Consider the following 18577-nt stretch of genomic DNA (forward strand, 5'->3'; position numbering starts at 1 on the left):
GACTCTCGCCCTTGCGACCTCCGAGCCCGCGGCCACCCCGGACCCGTAAACGAGCGACGGGCCGGAGCCCGCTTCGAACGCGGCCACCTCGTCGAACGACCTGAGGCTCACGCGGCCTGAACCACCTCAACCGATTCACAGGTATTGACGATTACTCAGTTCAAGGACATCTGGACAGTCCAAAACCACGCACTGCAGCTTGCCGATCACCGGAGATCCTCCAACAGCACGGGCCCCTGGCTCTGGTGAGCCACAGCCCGACACGCAGGAAGGCGCTGCGTAGGACCGCCGAGCGCGTAGACCTTAGCCGCATCTTCCGCCACTCGTCCGTCACATCACGATCTACGGCTGGAGTACTAGGCCCAATCTTCCCGAAGTCCCTGACAAGCGCGGACCAGGAAGGGAGTGCCATGTCTAAGAGGATCCCCACGAGAGGCCCCGTAAGCCGAACATCACGCTCAACATCACCTACCGGGAGTGGACGAAGGAGAAGGCTGCGCCTTGCGAAGATCCTCTTCGGTCCCAGGCCGAAGCTCCCAGGCGAACCTGACGAGGGATGAGCGCACCGGTGGTAGTCCGCCGAAGCACGTCCACCAGTTCCGGCGTCAACGTCGACTCGGCCGAGACCCCGTGCTGATCGGACCCTGACACTGTCCGCCGGGCCTCGTGTGGGTGGGGGGATATCTCACCTCACAGGGAGGCCGATTTCGCGAAATCTGGGTCGGCTTCTTCCCAGGGCTGTCGCAAAGTCTTTTGATCTTGGTTTTCGCTGGTCAGCGGATCTTGAGGAGGTCGAGATGGCGGACGAAGGGGTCGTAGAACATCTCGCGGATGGCGCTGGCGATGTTGGGCGGGCGCGGGCGAAGCCCCATGGCCGCAGCGGTCCGTCGCAGGGCGGGCAGGGCAGCAGGGTCGCCTCGCGCTCGTCGGTCACCACGATCTTCTGCTGCCGTCCTCCCATGTCTCCACCGTGGGCCGGCGGGTGCCCGGCGCGCCAGGGGCGGCTGGTGTTGCAGGATGCCGTCGCAGCGACGGGCGCCAAGTGTGCTGGCGGCGCCGGTCCTGATGGCAGCTCCGACTCCCCGATGCGACAACATGGAGACGTCCGCGCGTGGGTCCCGCCAGGTCCCGGCCCCTGTCCTTGTCGCCGCACACGACGGACGACAGCGTGAACGTGAACCTCCGTCAGGAAAGAGGCGTTCAGCGTCACCACGATCGTCGGGACGTGCTCATCCTCGGAGTCGCTCAACAGCATGGAAGCAGATGGCCGTGCGCCTGGAAGAAGCCGGAGCGGACGCGAAGGTCTCCATCGAGGTCCAGCCGAACAGGCGGGCGAAGCTGAACGTGGCTGCCTCGGCGCACTCGACGAGTCCCGGTCGCAAAGGCATAGCCACACTTTACTGATGCCCTCAGCTTCGACCTGGACGCGGCGCTTCCAATCGTTCGCATGTGCACGGCATGGACGGCGCTGCCTGGCACCTACCGTGTCGTGCAGCGCGGGAATCGGTGCAGCCCACGCGCGAGGCCTGGATGTGCTACATAACAGATTCAGATGGCAGACCGCGCGGCAGCACACGAAAGCACTGCGCAGCAAATCGATGAGTGGCCCGCAGCCTGCGTTTACGATCCATCTGGGCAAGTCAGCAGCCTGACTTGATAGGCTCCCCGGCATGACCAAGGAAGAGTGGCTGGAACACTGGCTGGCAAAAGCACCGCCCCTCTCGAAGGAGCAAGTCGACAAGATCCTGGACCTGATGGACCAACGTGCCGACTGAGCTAGGGCCCCTGCTGACCTCTGGCAGGGGCCTTCGTCATGCCCGGTGTCCCGTGTCACCGAACTGTCCCGTCTCAAATGATCTGGTCCGTGGCCGGCGCTGTGACCTGCGGCGACCGGATCAGTTGAGACGCCGGAGCGCCAGGAATCTCAGGCGATCTGGTCCCGGAAGCCGGGATGTGCGTGTTGTCTCAGATGATCTGGTCCAGCTCCGCACCGTGGGCGTCGATGAAGCCGACCTCCACGGACAATGTCATCGACGCGCGCGAGCGGGGATCGTAGCCTCTCGATGTGCCCGCATCCCAAAGCATCAACTCCTGGCAGCAAGTGGACTCCCGAGCGGGCTTCGCCGCCTACCTCCGCTTCCTGGCCTTCGACTGCGAACGTGCCTGCGGCGGCCAGGACTCCGAGGCGCCCACGGCCCAGCGCTGGACCCATCAGAGCATCAACGGCTTCCTGTGGGGCTGGGTCCGCCTGCTGGGCAGCCGTATCGACGGCACCGACCTGCTGCACGAAGAAGCCCTCGACCGACCCGGCTGGCGTGGACTGGCCTACCAAATCGACACGGTCCGCACGACCCCGCCCGTGTTCAACTGCGTGCTCGCCGACTCCGACACCAAGCCCGACGAAGTCGACACCGCCCAGGACCTGCGCATGTACGCCGCGACGCTCGCCACCGACTTCGCCCGAGACCAACGCGAACGCCAGGCGAAGACCGACCGCGGCCAATGGGCCGGCGACGGAGGCAGCTGGGCACACAGCACCCTCTACGACTGGCTCGCTTCCTGGGCCGCCTGGGCAGGCGCCAACTCGCCACTCCACGCGCAACTCGACCCAGTCACGTGGAGATCCGTCGCCCTGCAACTCTCGGTCGCGCGCATCTACGAGTAGTGTTCCGTCTCATTGATCACGTCATGAAGACGCGCCGTGAACTGGGCGCTGACAGGTCTGACTGAGATTCGTCTCGTGGGTGACGTGCCGGGACACGGACCGCTGCCTGGGCAGCGTCGACAGTCTCATCGATCATGGTTGAAGCCGGTGTGCTGAGCTGGGGTTCGTCAGCTTGGCTGAGATGCTGAAGAGGCGATTCTCGCTGGACATGGCATTTTCCGGGGGCTGGGCCAGCTTGAGTGGACCCCGGGGTTGGGTCAAGCGGCGCGCCGAGGCCGACGACCGATCGGTGGCCTCGCGGATCCGCGCTGTCGAGCACAAGCTCAACCGGACGGCGTGACCGGGGACCACACGCCGAACCACTGTTCGGCGCCCCACTCCTCGAACCGTTGCACCTCGGTGAACCCCAGCTTCGCCGCGAGGCGCATCGAGCGGTCGTTGGCGGTCTGGGTGCAGAGCACCACCGGCTCGCCGGGAAGCGCGTCGGCGAACCAGTCGAGTGCCGCTGCGCACGCCTCGGCGGCGTACCCGCGTCCCCATGCCTCTGGCAGGAAAAGGTAGCCGAGCTCGGCCTCCCCGGCATCCGGACGGACATGACTCCGATGCTCCGCGTCGCGCCGGTTGAGCTCGATGGTGCCGATCATCGCTCCGTCGAGATCGATCACGAAAAGGCCGGGGCGCCTCTCGGGCGTCTCAGGCACCGCGCGCTCGAGTTCATCACGCGGTCGAGGGCCACCGATGTAGGTGCCCACCTCTGGCGAGGCGAACAGCTCGATGATCGCGGCACGGTCCCGGGCCTCGGGCTCGCGGAGCACGAGCCGCTCGGTCCTGATCGGGGCAGGTGGCCAGGCGACGGGTCCGAGCTCAGTCATGGCGGGCAACCTATCGCACGCCCGCCGGGCAGGAGCCTCAGACGACCGACAGCGGCAGCAGCTTCTGAACCCGTCGGCCCGATCTGGATGTCGGTGTCCATGGCCGGGCAGTCCGGCGCTGATCGCGGCAGCGGCTCGGTGGTGTCGGGTCGGACGGCCACCGTCACGCGCACCTGGGGTCGTCGCCGAGCCTCATCGGACAGCGCGCGTGTCCTGTCCATGGAACGACCATCACGGGTCCGGTGAGACAAGACAGATCAGATGAGACTCAATCAACCCTGAAAGGTGAAAACCGGGCGTGGCCAGCCACGCACGCCGGGAATCCGCCGACTACCACCTGAGATATGTGAGACACCACCAGGTCCAGTGAGACCGGACAAGTAGCCCCCGCCAGACCAGATCACCTGAGACGAAGAGCGGATCGAACCAGATCACCTGAGACAGGGACCAGTTCGACTGAGACGGGACACGAACCTTGAGCGCGCGTAGTTGGCGCCTGGCCAAAATTGCCGGCACCGAGAGCAGGTGGAGCCGGCCTGTGCGGCTGTGCCGGGACGCGATAGGTGTCACCTGGCGCCACAGTTTCTGTCACCAGCCTCTCTGCTGCTGTTGGCGGGAGGGTGCCGGTCACGCCGAAGGGTCATCCTGCGTCTGAGGAGGGCCATAGTCCCGGCGATACCTGCGTGTCATCTCTTCCACTTGGTGGAACACGTCAGGATGCTCTCTGCACAGGTTTTCGAGCCGTTGTATCGACTCATCCACGATGTGCTCGACGCCGTGGTCCTGGAGAATCAACGCACGTTTCTTGCCGATGTCCTCCCACAGTTTGCGCCTTTGATTCTTCAGCTGGCCCAATGCGGCACTGCGGTCTTGGGGTGTCTCGGCTTTGTTGTTCCACTCTTCGTACGAGTCGCGGAGCTGCCGCATCTGCCGCCCCGGCGACTTGCGCCACGCCCCGAGCCCATCGAGGTCGGAAAACAGGACGTGAATCTCATCGAGTGCGTCATAGGCCGCGCGGCATACTTCCGGGTCGAAACCGTTCTGCTCCGCGTTGGCCAGGTCCTGCAGTAGGGACTTGATCGCTCTGCGGCGGAACCATAGCAATTTATCCGCAGCCGGACCGATGGATGTGTACAGGAATAGCTGTATCAACCTTTCGCTGGAGATCATCTCTGACACGCCGCGTGCGTCCCGGTTGGTACGCAGCGTCATCCCGACGACGTAACCATCCCCTTCCCCTCCGCGCCATACTGGACCGCCACTGAAACCAGGAACCACGGCGAAACCGTGTAGGTGTTGGCTGTTCAGTTGGTATCGGTGGCTCCCTCGGTGTCCCATAACGGTGCTGGAGACGAACTGAGGTCCTGCGGCCGTGGTGCAGCCATGCACCCGAACATCCTGGCCGGTGAGCCATCTCTCGGGATCGGGTATGAGTTGACATGGCTGTATGCCTGCGGGTGCCGCCCCCGTCAGCAGCAGGACTGCCACGTCGTCGCCCATGTCCGACCACTTGACCAAGGTTGCTGTTCGCTGAGCATTGCGCGCGTACGGGAAGCGGACGTCCACCTGTACTGTGTTGCGGTCGGAACGCTGGAGGTGCCGATCTAGGATGTCTTTCTCAATCACGTGCCGAGCTGTGAAGATGTGGTCGCTGATCGTATAGATCCCACATCCTTGATGGTTCGGTCGCCCGGACCCCGCGATAGTCACGAGTCCGCCGTTGGCACCGTCAGGCATGGTCGCTCCTCCAGTGGATGGTGAAGTTAAATACCGACTCAGCCTCTCCTTTTACGACCTTGACGTCGCAGCCGCCACTAAAGCTGATTCCAAAGCTAAGCTCTGCCGCTTCGTAGTCTAGATTGCTGGTTTGCATCTCGTCCTTGGCTATCTGAGCCAAGGACAACGCCGCGCGAAGTCCTTTCCTTATGACCTCGACTCCTAGATCTGTGAACTTGCTGGCGATTTCGCGAACCCCGGCCTCTTCCCAACTGTCGCCGTCGTGTATGAGACCTTCGTCGACATCCAGGGCGACCGTGAGCTCACTATCCGGAAGCCTTATCAGCACCGCAGCCATAGGCATCACCCCGTTGACTAGGTGTGGAATGCAGCCCACACCGCCCAGAAACTCCCCTCTTGCCAGGTTGCTCCCCGCATGGCGTGAACGCACATCGATCATGGAACAGAGCACAAAACACGCCCAGTGAATCGGCCCCACCGGACCGACCTCTTGGCCCCACTCGGCGATCTGTCCCGAGCGGTCCGACCGGAAGTTCTGGCCCCACTTCAAGCCCATTTGGGCAGCCTGCCGGAGGACCCAGTCCGAGCCACGCGGCGGGCCGCCGTACCGCCACCGTCACGCCGACAACCGCGTAAGCGGACCGCACCACTGGCCGTGGCCGAGTGAGGGCGGACAACAACCGCGCCGACCGGGCTGTCGGTGACAAGTAGCGTGCCGATCCGGTGACAACTGCCGTGCTTCGCCGACGCGGAACCCCCAGGTCAGCGCCGATCATGGCGGATAACTATCGTGCGTTGGCACAGTAGGCTCCACGACCGATTCTCGTGACCGTTCTTGCCCCAGGGCCTGGCCTGGGTAGGTTGGTCAGGGTGAGCACGTGGGGGTGGAACTATCGGTATGTAGGGCCTGCTGAACTGAAGGCAATGGTCCAGCCGGGTCGCGCGGGCTGGAAAGTGGGCTCGCCAGCGGACTTCGACGCTTGGGCGTCGGGGCGGACAGCGGAGGAGCTGGCCGAGCCGTTCACCTTCGTTGTGGACTCCGCCGGAACCCTGCGGCTGGCGCCGCGCCGCAGCGCGTGCCGCGGTTGATGCGGTGGGGCAGTTGTGCCCGGATCTCGCCCGGTGACCGGCGAGGCATGGGACTTCCCAAGAGTCGGATCAGTTGCGTCAACGATACTCAGACAGTGGGTCATCCGGCATCGTTCTCCAGGGCATCAGGGTCGATCGCCTGGGCGAGATGGTGACGCGAGCCCACACGAACACCGAGGCCATGCCCCCAGGAAAGCGGCCGCCGCCGCCAGGCCCCAAGCTTCGAAATTGGTGACAACAAGACTGGCAATTCACCACAGGTGACAGGAACCGTGGCCACATGGTGACAACAAACGTGGCACACGCGTCACCCTCGGGCAGGTCACAGCATCGCTCTGGTGACACCTATCGCGTCTCGGCACAGCGGCTCCTCGGTGGTCGCACGCGTAGATCGATTGAAGCTTCTGGCAGCATGAGCTTGTGGAGACCGTCGACGACTCGGATGACCCGCTCCGGCTGCTGATGGGCCAGGAGGTGAGCGCTGTGTGTTTCGTGCGTGATTACGTCGAGCTGCACTTCGATGGACCGGTCTTGCGGGCCCTGAGCGATCCCTTCGGGTTGTACGGCTGCCACGGGTGGCGCTTCCCTGCACGGGGGTCGCTGGAGCTCATGCGCTGCTACATCGGCAAGACCGTCGACGACTATGAACTGGACCCAGATCGGATCCTCGCCGTGGACTTCGGCGAACACCGATTCGCCATCCCCCTGGAGCTGGCTTCGCGTGTGGGCCCCGAGGCAGCCCATCTGATCGGCGTTGATGGGAGAGGCCAGACTGACGCGAGATCGATGTGGATCTGGTAACGGGGGCGGTGCCAACAAGCGTGGCACTTCACTGGCCGTGCCAAGAATCTTGGCCAGATGCTGCCAACTATCTTGGCCAGCTCGCCCTGTCCGTTATCACTCAACCCAGTCCCTGTCTCATCGAAGGGAGTCGATTGGGACAACCTGATGAGCGAGGATCTGCGGATGGACTTGGATGACCTGCTGGTAGGCCGCTGGAGCAGCCTCCCGCTCTCCTACGGGGTTATGGAAGCCTCTGAACTGGGACTTCTCCCCGACGGTCGCGGATGGAGCTCATGGTTCAATGTCGGCGCGTTGTGCGTCACGCGCTTTGGATGGGCGTGTCCCGAACCGGGGGTTGTAGAGCTGCATATGAAGTGGATGGTGGAGGGAACGCCCAGCCGAGGCGTCGCATCCCCTACGTTCTCTTCGATGGAGCCGGCGGTGCAGGTGGACGAGGTGACGCGTCATCACTACGTCGTCAGGCCCGTGGTACCGATGCCAGGTGGAGATGCCCTGACGGCGGTCAGCTTTGAAGAGCCGGTGGAGTTCTGTCGCCAGTACGCCAGGGGAGCGAAGGAGATCCGGCCCGAGGAGGACCCGACCTACCTCGTGCTGCCGTATCAGTAGCTTGACCCGACCGCGTTCGGTGAGACGGCGACTGCGTTGCATGAGAACGGTCACGCCCTTGTCCGCCGACATCGAACCCAGCCCGCGGCGTTCCTTGTCATCCAATCCAGTCGCCGCAGGTCGCGGCTGGGCGGATGGCTCTCGGCGCCACGGGGCCACCTTGCCAATGAAGTTAGTCGTCGCAGGTCGGAGGCTTCCGCCCGGCTGGCTTCATTGGCAACGGACAGCCCTAACGCCCAGGCCGGACAGCGAGTTAGTTGTCCCGTCTCAAGTGATCGTGTCTCTGTCTCACAGAATCTGGTCCGATTTCCTTGACGTCTCTGTCCCGTCGCATCGAACCGCGGCTTGTCGCAGTGATCTGTGCACTGAGCCTGTCTCGGGAGGGCCGGGACAGGTTTGAGTGAGACTGTGTCCCACTTTGGGGTGGCTCTTGTCTCGTTACAGGTGGCTTGTCTCAATCCGAAGTCGTCGTACTCACCCGCCTGTTCGCCTCACCGCACTGGCGAGACCACCCCCAGTTGCCGACCGAGGCCGCTCAGCGTTTCGGCATCGCTCCGCAGCAACTCCTGTCTGCTGAGACTCTCGCGCGGGTAGGCATACCCGGCCTTGATAGAACGGGCCCATGAGTTCGAACAACGACAAGATCGCGCAGGCCGAGCGCCGCTTCGGAGTCCGATTCCCCGAGGACTACCGACACTTCCTGGCCACGGAAGGGAGCATGAGCCAGTTCATTCCTCCTGCGGACGACTTCCTGATGATCAATGCCATCGCGGAGCTCATGGAAGTCAATGAGTCTGGCGAGTTCCAGAAACGCTTCCCCGGGGTAAGCATTCACGTGCTCTGTCCGTCGGTGGCGAGTTGACGATGTGACAGGTTGCCGTGGTCTCTGGCACGCTGCGGGATCGTGTCTGCTGCCGCCGAGCCTGCTGCGTCGCGTGAGGACCTCCTCGCGCTGATCGCTGTGCTGCGCGAGCAGAACGCGGCGCTGGCCGAGCGGTGCGCACTCCTCGAGGAGCGGGGCGCGTTGTTGGAGGACCAGAACGCGCAGCTCGCTGCCGCCAATGAGCGGTTGACGAAGCGGGTTGCGGAGTTGGAGCGGCGGCTCGGCCGCAACTCGGGCAACTCCAACTTCCCGCCCTCGCAGGATGTGTTCGGGCTGCCCAAGGACGAGAAGCCCGAGTCGAAGCCCAAGTCCGAGGCCAGGCGGGGCAAGCGCAAGGGCGCGCCGGGCACGGGGCTGGGCATGGTCGAGAGCCCGGACAAGGTCAGGAACCATCGCCCGCGTGCGTGCGGGGACTGCGGCACGGGTCTGCGCGGTATCCCCTCGGTCGGCTTCGCCCGCCGCCAGGTGAGCGACATTCCGCTGGTCACGGTGAAGGTCACCGAGCACCGGCTGCACAAGGTCCGCTGCGACTGCGGCCACACCACGACGGCCGAAGCACCCGCGGGCTTGGCGGGCTCGCCCGCGTCCTACGGCCCGAACCTGCGCGCGCTGGCGGTCTACCTGGTGGTCTTCCACCACGTGCCCGTCGAGCGGACCGCCCGGCTGATCTGCGATCTGACCGGCGCGAGCGTGTCCACCGGCTGGGTGAACACCATGGTCGCCGAAGCCGCCGGCCTGACCGCCGACTCGCTGAACCTCATCAAGGCCCTGCTGGTGCTCGGGCACATCCTGCACGCCGACGAGACCACCACCCGCATCAGCGGCAAGCGCCGCTGGCTGCACGTGGCCTGCACCGACTTCCTGACCCACCTGGCCCTGGCACCGCGCTCGCGCGAGGGCGCCAACTCCCTGGGGATCCTGCCCGCCTTCCGCGGCACCCTGGTCCACGACTCGCTGTCGCTCTACGCCGGCTACCCAGGCGCCGCGCACCAGCTGTGCGGCGCGCACCTGATCCGCGAGCTGACCGCCGCCGAGCAGGACCACCCGAAACAGAAGTGGCACCAACAGATCCGCTGGGCCCTGGCAGGCCTGAACCGCCAAGCCCAGCGCGTGCGAGGCGGCGGAATCCCCGGGATCAGCCCCCAATCGCTGCTGTTCTACCTGCAGCACTACCACCGGGGCGTCACCGCCGGACTGGCGCTGCACCCCCGAGCCCCCGGACGCAAGCAGTCCCCGGCCCGCAACCTGCTGGAACGCCTCCGCGACCAGGCAGGCGACGTGCTCCGCTTCGCCGACCACCCCCGGCACGTGCCCTTCACCAACAACACCGGGGAGCGCGCGCTCAGACCGGTCAAGACACAGGTCAAGATCTCCGGCTGCCACCAGTCCGACACCGGCGCCGCAGCCTGGCTCGCCGTGCGCTCCTACCTGGACTCCGCCCGCAAACACGGCCTGAACGCCTTCGACGCCATCCACCGAGCCTTCACCGGCAACCTCTGGATGCCACCCATCGCCCTGGGCACCTGACCAGCAGACATCACACAACATCACACATCGGCGACTATTCCTCGTGAATGCTTACTCCCCGGGAGCATCGTCATCGGCGGGGACGGAAGCCGCGAAATGCTCACCTACGACTTCCGGCAGACACCCCCGCCGCTGGTCCTACTCGACGTCTCCGCTCAGGACTGGTCATCCGCCATCCATCAAGCAACTTCGCTCTCTGTCCTGCTTGAGCAATTCCCCGAAACTGGATGGAAATGGGACGACTCTGATCCCTCGCCTTCCTGACCGCGGAATGGGTGCTGCCGCCAGCTCTCGGTCACGAAGTCAGCCATCAGCCTGACCCGGAAACTGCCACCTTCACTGCGAATCATGAAACCAGGGAGTCTCACCATCCTGACGGAGTCCAGCTCAGGACACCCCTCTCTTGCCATGATCGGTGAGACGAGCACTCGACTCTGGCCACGGCTCTCCCGAGACGCCTTGTTCCACCTGCCACGAGTCGCGACTCAACCTGTCACTTCACAGGTCAGCGGCCCCGTCTCTGCAAGATCTAATGAGACGGGACAGTCTCAGTTGATCTGATTCCTGAGGTGGGGAGTATGTCTGCGGACTTCCTGCTCCGCTCACGTCTCGGCGGACATCCCGTTGAGTCGGCAGCACGACAGCAGAGTGCTCATCAGCACCTCAGCGGCAGGGAAGGCTTGAGTGCAGCGGATGCGTCAGTCGAGACTCAGGTGCGCGGCCACGTCCTTGTACAGGGCGGCCACCTCCGGCGGTGTTCCGTGGTGGTAGCGGATAGCGAAGAGGGCGCCCACCCGCGGCTTGCTGGTGGTGTCCCTCTTGGCCTGGTCGAGGACCTGGGGGTCCAGGCGTCGCAGGTACGCCTCCAGTTCGCCGGACTTGCTGCGGTCGTCGCCGAACTGGTCGGCGAGGGTGAACACGCCTGCGGTCTTCCAATAGTTGGTCCAGGCGGTGAAATCGTTCGTGTCGTCAGGCGGGTTGGGGGGTCGAAGTCGCTGCTTGGCAAGTTGTTTGGCGAGTGCGCTGGTGCCGCGCAGAGCTGGCCCGTCGGCGATGACGGCCCAGGGGATGCCGAAGGCGGTGAGGTAGTTGATGTAGCCGCCGAAATTGTTCTGGCCTCCGACGTCCAGCAGCGGGACGTTGGCCGCCTCCGGCCCTAGCTGGGTGGCTGTGTTCCACCACTGGCCCAGGGCGCCGGTCTCCGACGCGCCCTCGCAGAGAATCACGGCTCGGGCGAAGAGCAGGGCCCTGGTGTCGGCGACGGCTAGGTTCTGGATCCAGCCAGCCAGGTCCGAAGCGGTCGTGGCCGAGGCGCGCCGGACAGTGGTCGCTCCGTCCGGCCCTGGGGCTAGACGGACGATGCGCTTGAGGTCGGCCGTCGTGGCCACCGGGACCAGGTCCGCACTATGGGTGATCAGGAGGGCTTGTACGTCACGCAGGGCGGTTGTGGCGATCCGTCGCTGCATGGTCGGATGCAACTGGACCGCCGGTTCGTCCAGGACGATGATGCGGCCGGGTCCACCCACTGTCAGGGCCGCCAGCAGGACCGCCTCCTGTAGTCCTGCTCCGCTGAACTCAGCACGGCGTTCACCGTGACCAGCGTCGATCACGACATCGATGGCCATCCCGTCAGTCTCCGGAGATGCCTGGACTTCCAGGTGCGCCCCGGTGATGGTGTGAAACATCTTCTGGGCTCTGCGGAAGCCCTCTTGCTGTTCACGCGCACCGTTCTTCAGCCGGTACAACTCGGCCGGGGTGCGGCTGCCGTCGCTTAGGTCGAGGGGGCCCGTCAGTTCATCGAGGGAGAAGTGCCGGCGTGCGGGCAGGCGCCGATTGACGGTCACCGAGACGCCCGCGGCCCAGATCTTCTCGAGCACAACGACGAAAGGTACGGAATGCCGCTCGGTCAGCCCCAGCGCTTGGGCGAGCGCGGTCATGGAGACGGGCCGGGGGCTGGACGCGTCGTTGAGCGTGGGCACGCTGAACATGACCGGCTGCTCAAGCCGGTCCAGGATGGCCGGGAAGTTGACCAGTTCGGGCGCCGGCTCTTCGGTCACCTGTTCCATGGCTACGGTCTTCCAGCCCTGGGCAACTCCGGGGCGGAGCTGCTGCTGCCAGGGGCCCTCCAACTGGATGTGGAAGGGGTCCTCGCCGTGGTTGAACTGCCAGGCGCAGGACCAGCCAGTGTGCCGGTGGGAGTCGAAGTCCAACCGGAGTGTGCCGTGGAACAGTGCGGCCACTGAGTCGGTGGTGATGCAGGTTTCGGCGGCCTGCTCCAACTCTTCGGTGCTGGGGCCCATCCCGTCGTATTTCTGGCAGGCGATGCTGATGTACGAGGCCTTCACGAAGTTGGTGACCAGGTCCTGTTCCCATCTCTGGTCCAGTTCGAAGGAGACCGTCAACGTGAAGGCGGGGGCCCCGTGGTGGCCGGCCTGCTCGTACAGGGAGAGCAGATCGCGCTGCTCCGAGTCGAGGTGGCGGCCCAGGAACGCGGATACAGCGCTGAGTACCTGGCACAGGTTCGACTTGCCCGCAGCGTTGGGACCAGTGACCACGGTCAGGCCCTGCCCCAAGTCCATGCTGAGCTCGGCGAAGGACAAGAAGCCTTGTGCCGTGATCCTGCTGATTTTCACCCTGCGCCCCGCCCGTCCAGTGGTTGCTGGCGACAATCCTTCCAGAATCTGCGGCGCCCGGCCGTCAGTGCGCGGGACCTTGGTCCGGGACAGTCCGCACCCCTGCGGGCGTGGTAGCAGTTCGAAACGGCGTAACGCTCGTGCTCCTCGTCTAGATCCTTCACGGTGTTGGAGACCAGGCGGCGGGCCCGGTCCTCGTCGGTCTCTTCGTCCTGGGGCTCGTATGAGGATGTCATCGGAGTCCCTGTCGAAGCGGTGGGCGTGGTCCCGGATCTCATCGGTGGAGAGGGCGTCAGCGTGGCCCTGGAGGGCGGTCAGGATCGCCTCAGTCTCCCCGCGCCAAGTACGGTCGCGGCGAAGCTGCTGCCCGACCGACGAGCAACTCACCTGGCTCCGGTCACTAATCTGCTTGCTGGGACGGCCCCCTAACACCACGTAGATTGGGGGCCATCGTCAATGGGCGTAGTCGCCTCCGGGGCGTGGCGACGTGCTCCAGCCAGTACGAGAGATAGTCGCCCGTGTCCAGGACCGGTCCGCCGCGGAGCCGAGGTCTGCTTCACAAAGACCAGTCAGGCCCTGTCCGACCTCGCCGGAGGCCCCGCAGACGGAACCCGGGTCAAACGTCTGCGCGAACCCATCCGTCCCGGACATTTTCATCCTCGACGACTTCGCTATGCTCAAGCTCACCCCCGCCCAGGCCCGATGACCTCCACGAAAGCCTCGCCCCGTCCCCTACGCGGATACCTCATCGACGAGGACGACATCTGAACCCCAGTGGGTTTGGACGCCACAAACGTTGGCACCGCCCGTACAAATCGATACCCTCCGTCACCGCGCCTGGCGCACCAACCCCACGGAGCGGAAGTACAGAGAGCGAGAACTGGTGACGTACGGCGGCCCCGAAGTCCCCACCAGCAACGCGGCAAACGGTGACAGCGCGCGGGATGCGGCCATCCGTGATGCCATTGAATTCATCCAGCAGCTCAACTCCAAGACGGCTGATGTGACAGACCGCGTCATCTTCCCCGTTCCCGCACAACCGCGGCCGCTGGCGGTCGGCGAGACCTCCGCGTACGAGGACGGGCTGGAGATCCGAGTGTCCAGCCTGCGCCGCTACACGCCCTCCGAGTACGAGCGGGACCGGGGGGATGCCGTCCAGTTCGCCGTCACGGTCGCCAACAACACCTCCGATGCTTTCGCGCTCCTGAACATCGATCCGACGGTGCGCAGCGGACCTGAAGGGTGCAGCGCCAAGGCGCTGCACGGCGCGGGTGCCCGGCTCTCCGGCACTGTGCTGCCTGGCAAGCGGGCCACTGGCATCTACGGCTACTCGCTCGAGCCCGGAACCGCTGCGGCGATCGACATCGAGGTGAACCGAGACCTCAGCCGGCTCAGCGGGCACCGCAGCGCGACCTGGAGCGGCGCGGCCGAACCGGAAGCCGTCTCGCCGCCCCAGCACGACGACCAGCACGTCGATGTCCCCATCGCGCCCGCGCTGACCGAGGCGGAGCGTGCGAGGCTGCTCGGTGAGGCGCGGACGGAACTCGACAGCTTGATCGGTCTTGCTCCCGTGAAGCGGCAGGTCAGCATACTGATCGCACAGCTGCGGATGGCTGCCGAGCGGGAGGCGCAAGGGCTCAACGGCGGCCTGACCCCGCATCACCTGGTCTTTTGCGGGCCGCCCGGCACGGGAAAGACCACGGTAGCGCGGATTGTCGGGAAGGTCTTCGCGGGCCTCGGCCTGCTGCAGCGAGGCCATATCGTTGAGGCCCACCGCGGCGACCTCGTCGGGCGCTATGTCGGTCATACCGCTGGACGCACCAAGGAGCTCATAGATCGGGCCATGGACGGCGTTCTCTTCATCGACGAGGCGTACGCCTTGTCCAACACCAGCGGACGCGACGGTCACCGTGACACGTTCGGTGACGAAGCCCTCCAGACCTTGCTCAAGCGGGCCGAGGATGACCGCGACCGACTCGTGATCGTCCTGGCCGGGTACGAGAAGGAGATGCGCGAGCTGCTGGCCACCAACCCCGGCCTGTCCTCCCGCTTCAACACCCGGGTCGACTTCCCCGGTTACTCGGCAGGCGAGCTCGGCCAGATCGCCCACCGCCTCTTCGATGCCGCAGGAGAAACGCTCACCACGGATGCGCGGAAGAAGCTCGCCGACTGCTGCATAGTCGTGGAGGAGAAGGGCTGGGCAGACTCGCTGGGCAACGGTCGCTTCGTCCGCACCTGGTGCGAGAAGACCCGCGCCCTGCGCGACCTGCGCCTGGCCGAAACCCTCGGCGACCGCACCCCCACCCGACAAGAGCTGACCAGCATCCGCACCCAAGACCTCAACGACGCCTTCGTCGAACTCGTCGGCTCCATCCGCTGAACCGTTACCGTGCGGGCCTGGCACCTACACGGCCTGTGAGAACTCCCGTACGAGCAGAGCGGCCCGTACGAGCAGAGCGGATCGCTGAAGTCGTGTGGAGGCTCTCCATGGTCACGATCCGAGTGCCGGCCGCGAGCGAGGTGGCCACGTCGAGATCCTGAGTTGCTTCCTTCTGGCCCTGGCCAGAGCGTCGATCCCGAGCGCTTGGAGGACTTCATCGGCCTTCTCCCCTTCTGAAATCCCTAGACAACGCAGTCTGACCGTCGAAGGATCAAGCGAGTTGTACGCCAACGCCGATGCCAACATTCACACACAACGGGGTACTACAGTGGCTTCTCCTGCCCCCGGATTCCTGCTCCGGGTTCGTCGGTTTCCCTGCCCACGTCGGGCTCCGCTTGGCGATCTCCCCTACGACCGTGCTGAGTGCTTGGGCGATGCTCCCGCCTAATCGGGCTGCGCTGAGATTTCTGCCCATTCGGGAATGTGGCTGCAATTTCGTTCATGGTTCAAGGCCACTGTCTGATCTCTCGCGCATGGACCTATTCGAGCGACTAGGGCGGCACCTTTGGGACCAATTCACTTAAGGGTACCCCCTCTTCGAATTCGAGGCCACTTATGCCACTGCGCCACACCTGTAGGCAGAAACACACGACCAATACCCGGTCTCCAAAGGTGGAATGCCAGCAAGAGTTACTAGGTGGCGCTGGGAATAGCCAGAAACCGGGAGAAATGGCCTGAACGAGAGACGTAGCGACATGCCGGCATAGCAACTAGTTGCCAGGTCGATTGAGCGAAATAGCATCTATGGCCGTAGGCAAAGGAGCTGCTACTTCTGCGCCGGGAGAGAGTCTACGAGGCTGTGTCTCTCATGTCCTGGTGGTGGGAGTGGTCTGCCTCCCTTCGGCCCCGGATTCTCGACCATGGAGGGGACCGGTCCAGGGAGCAGCGCCAGCGACGGGCCTCCCTCTCGGGACGGATCCCCCTCTGGTCGGTCGGCAGCGCCAGCCATACCACGGGTTCTACAGGCCGTCCCCTGCTCTCAGGCCGTGCTGCAGCTACTCCCCCAGGCCAAGAAAGGCCCGTAGGTTCCGTGGTAGCCCATTGGGTGCCGACCGGCCGGCAGGGAGACGGGCCGAGACCTTCCCAGCCACCCCGAAACGTGCACCCAGCAACGGAGCCCCGCCCCTGTGGGAATGGGGCCCGCCGGAGGTTTCCTGGTCTTGGGCAGCCGGCTGGTCTGGCCGGGAAAGCGAAAGTCACACCGGTGGGGCCTGAAACGCACACCACGGCGGCGTGAAAGTCACACCACCAGGCAGAGGGTAACCAGGGCTTCCCAAACAGGGGACCGTCGAACACGGGTTGTCCCATATCCCGCGCGAATTCCACGATGTCGTCATAGTCAAAGTGATCGGCCTGCTCCGGCCGGTCGGCCTTGAGTGCCTCGCTCATTTCACGGGTTAGCCGGTGGCCGTTGATCAGGGGCCAGCCATCCGGGCCTGGCTGGATGGAGACCTTCTTGACACCGAGGACGTCGGGTCGCCAGTCTCCCTCCTTTGGGCTGAGGGATCATCTTCGCCATGGTGGCCTGGAGATCGTCCTCCGTGCGTACCTCGTGGAAGGTAACCAACGGCCTCTCCGGGCGCGGCTTGTTCGGCCTCCTGCGTCCCATGTCTGGTGTCCTCGTCCCATGTCTGGTGTCCTCCCTGAGCGTGGATGATGACGACGGACACGGTACCGAGTGTCCTGTCGCACTGAGCCTGTCGGATTCTCACTGCTTCTCGTTCGTGCTGTCGGATTCTCATTGCGTCGCGCGCTGAGCGACGACGTTTGCCCCGTACACAGCGGACTGCGGACAGGCTTTATTCTTGGACCAGATCAGCCGGTGGCCGTGTGATCAGAGCAGGGCTCGGATGGCGTCGCGCTGCTCTGGCAGGCCGACTTCCCTGAGCCAGCGGAATTTGTTGCCAATGTTCCCCCAGCAGTTGTCATTGGCGGTGACGGCTTTCAGAAGCTCTCGTTGCGCGGCCGACAGTGGCAGGCCGGGGCTGTAGCCGGTGGGAAAGGCTTTGACGAGCAGCGGACCCCAGTCGCGGTCGACGGTGTAGTCGCTGGCGAGCGGTATCAGGGCCATGGCTGCCGGAGCTAGGTCTTCGAAGGCGTCGACGCGGTCAAGGACGGCCTTCAGGAGGGTGAAGCGGAGCCAGCCGTCGAATTGAGGGAGTGGGTCGGGGAACCAGTGGTCTGCCTCGACCGGGTTTTGCAGGGCTTCGAGCAGGACGGCAGTGGCGCGTGGCATGTGCGCGCATCCTGTGGCCAGAGCGGCGCAGGCGCGCACGGCTGGATCAGGATCGTTGAGGAGGCCGGTGGTGTCCTGGCCCCAGGCGCCCATGGCCAGAGCTGCAGAGGAGCGTTCTCGGCGGCTGCCGTCCGCTGCGAGAACGCTACGCAGGCGGTGGGCGGCGTGGGGAAGGAGCTCGGTGAGGTCGGGTGCCTTCAGAAGCAGGGTGACCGCTCCGAGGGCTGCCTCTCGGGTGTCCGGATGCGGATCGTCGAGGAACGGTTCGACCGCGTCGTAGAGCTCGCGTCGGATACTCCGGCATGCGTGGATCGCTTCGAGCTCGTCTTCGTCCTCGCCGTCGTACTCATCCCCGTACTCGTCCTCGCTGCCGGGGTCCTCGCCGTAGGAGGCCGAGTCGGCAATCTGGCCGAGCCAGTCGAGTAGTGCGGCCCGTAGGGGTCGAGTCCGGTCGTCCCAGGGGAAGAAGCTCTCGTGCTCGGCCAAAGTCTGGGGGTGGGTCAGGATCGCTGCGACGAACAGTGCGGCCGGCGGGGTGGAGCTGTACAAGGATCCTTGATGCAACACGGACATATCGAGCATTCCCAGTGCCTCGGCCTGCACCTCGGGATCTTCGTTCAGGAGTTGACACAGGTACGGCGGGGTGTCCTCGGCGCTCCCATATGCATGCTGCAGGGCGCCCCATTCGGTTGCCATGAGCAGCTCTCTGGCCGTCGAAGGCAGTCCAGACCAGATGGGGGCACCACGTTCCTCGTCTCGATTCGTCACATGCACACCCTGCCGAACAGCACTGACAACCGGTTGCACCGGGGTGCCGGGGGTCCCCGCAGGCATGTCTCACCTGTTGCCGCCTTTGGGCGGTTCTGTGAACCACCCTCCACGAAAGCCAGGTCGTTTGAGAACCCCGAGCCTCCGTCTTCTCAAACGGCCTGGCATCCCAGCAGGTCGACGGCTCGCTATCTGACAGATGCAATTCGACAGGACACCGAGGAAGCCCTTCACCGGCCCCGGAAACCCGGCCCTGGGACGTCGGCCTGGTGGTGCACACATGGCAGCGCGGCAGTGAAAGTCACATGTCGGCGGCA

Annotated in this window: 11 protein-coding genes; 6 read left to right on the forward strand and 5 right to left on the reverse strand. The window is 64.9% G+C overall.

The window, feature by feature from the left end; translation table 11 throughout:
• Nucleotides 1-2065: 2065 nt before the first annotated feature.
• Nucleotides 2066-2665, forward strand: a complete 600-nt coding sequence (locus tag EFK10_RS03695; protein WP_127354335.1) for a hypothetical protein — start codon at nt 2066-2068, stop codon at nt 2663-2665.
• Between the two features lie 323 nt (nt 2666-2988).
• On the opposite strand, the gene EFK10_RS03705 is transcribed toward EFK10_RS03695, so the two are convergent.
• The 3 genes from EFK10_RS03705 to EFK10_RS03715 all read right to left on the reverse strand — a co-directional run bounded on the left by EFK10_RS03705 (nt 2989) and on the right by EFK10_RS03715 (nt 5830).
• The gene (locus EFK10_RS03705) at nt 2989-3537 is read right to left on the reverse strand and encodes a GNAT family N-acetyltransferase (RefSeq protein WP_127354336.1); all 549 of its coding nucleotides are present in this window, start codon (nt 3535-3537) and stop codon (nt 2989-2991) included.
• Between the two features lie 627 nt (nt 3538-4164).
• Nucleotides 4165-5274: a S1 family peptidase gene (locus tag EFK10_RS03710; RefSeq protein WP_127354337.1), complete on the reverse strand. Its 1110-nt coding sequence runs from the start codon at nt 5272-5274 to the stop codon at nt 4165-4167.
• A complete protein-coding gene (locus tag EFK10_RS03715; RefSeq protein ID WP_127354338.1) occupies nt 5267-5830 on the reverse strand; it encodes a hypothetical protein in 564 nt (187 codons plus the stop codon). The genes EFK10_RS03710 and EFK10_RS03715 overlap by 8 nt, the downstream gene beginning before the upstream one ends.
• Nucleotides 5831-6783: 953 nt before the next feature.
• Between EFK10_RS03715 and EFK10_RS03720 the strand changes: the two genes are divergently transcribed.
• The 4 genes from EFK10_RS03720 to tnpC all read left to right on the forward strand — a co-directional run bounded on the left by EFK10_RS03720 (nt 6784) and on the right by tnpC (nt 10183).
• Nucleotides 6784-7164, forward strand: coding sequence for a hypothetical protein (locus EFK10_RS03720; protein ID WP_127354339.1), 381 nt, complete (start codon nt 6784-6786; stop codon nt 7162-7164).
• A gap of 147 nt (nt 7165-7311) precedes the next feature.
• Nucleotides 7312-7773, forward strand: coding sequence for a hypothetical protein (locus tag EFK10_RS03725; RefSeq protein WP_127354340.1), 462 nt, complete (start codon nt 7312-7314; stop codon nt 7771-7773).
• Nucleotides 7774-8395: 622 nt separating this feature from the next.
• Nucleotides 8396-8635 (forward strand): SMI1/KNR4 family protein, encoded by a 240-nt coding sequence (locus EFK10_RS03730; protein ID WP_127354341.1) that lies wholly within the window; start codon nt 8396-8398, stop codon nt 8633-8635.
• Nucleotides 8636-8677: 42 nt separating this feature from the next.
• Nucleotides 8678-10183 carry an IS66 family transposase gene (gene tnpC, locus EFK10_RS03735; protein WP_127354342.1) on the forward strand — a complete coding sequence of 502 codons (1506 nt, stop codon included), beginning with the start codon at nt 8678-8680 and terminating at the stop codon, nt 10181-10183.
• A gap of 698 nt (nt 10184-10881) precedes the next feature.
• Here tnpC and EFK10_RS03740 read toward each other — a convergent pair.
• Nucleotides 10882-12816 (reverse strand): AAA family ATPase, encoded by a 1935-nt coding sequence (locus EFK10_RS03740; protein WP_127354343.1) that lies wholly within the window; start codon nt 12814-12816, stop codon nt 10882-10884.
• A gap of 883 nt (nt 12817-13699) precedes the next feature.
• Between EFK10_RS03740 and EFK10_RS03745 the strand changes: the two genes are divergently transcribed.
• Entirely contained in the window at nt 13700-15196 is a 1497-nt protein-coding gene (locus tag EFK10_RS03745) for an AAA family ATPase (protein ID WP_240676972.1), read from the forward strand.
• A 1894-nt stretch (nt 15197-17090) separates the two neighbouring features.
• Here the strand turns inward: EFK10_RS03745 and EFK10_RS03750 are convergent.
• Nucleotides 17091-18188 carry a HEAT repeat domain-containing protein gene (locus EFK10_RS03750; protein ID WP_164835811.1) on the reverse strand — a complete coding sequence of 366 codons (1098 nt, stop codon included), beginning with the start codon at nt 18186-18188 and terminating at the stop codon, nt 17091-17093.
• Between the last annotated feature and the right edge of the window lie 389 nt (nt 18189-18577).

Source organism: Streptomyces soli (assembly GCF_003999195.1).
GTDB lineage: Bacteria > Actinomycetota > Actinomycetes > Streptomycetales > Streptomycetaceae > Actinacidiphila > Actinacidiphila soli.

Excerpts from the sequence above, each read along its gene's own strand:
- EFK10_RS03710 (WP_127354337.1), bottom strand. The coding sequence starts at position 5,274 with ATGCCTGACGGTGCCAACGGCGGACTCGTGACTATCGCGGGGTCCGGG.
- EFK10_RS03715 (WP_127354338.1), bottom strand. The coding sequence starts at position 5,830 with ATGGGCTTGAAGTGGGGCCAGAACTTCCGGTCGGACCGCTCGGGACAG.
- EFK10_RS03750 (WP_164835811.1), bottom strand. The coding sequence starts at position 18,188 with ATGGCAACCGAATGGGGCGCCCTGCAGCATGCATATGGGAGCGCCGAG.
- EFK10_RS03705 (WP_127354336.1), bottom strand. The coding sequence starts at position 3,537 with ATGACTGAGCTCGGACCCGTCGCCTGGCCACCTGCCCCGATCAGGACC.
- EFK10_RS03725 (WP_127354340.1), top strand. The coding sequence starts at position 7,312 with ATGAGCGAGGATCTGCGGATGGACTTGGATGACCTGCTGGTAGGCCGC.
- EFK10_RS03730 (WP_127354341.1), top strand. The coding sequence starts at position 8,396 with ATGAGTTCGAACAACGACAAGATCGCGCAGGCCGAGCGCCGCTTCGGA.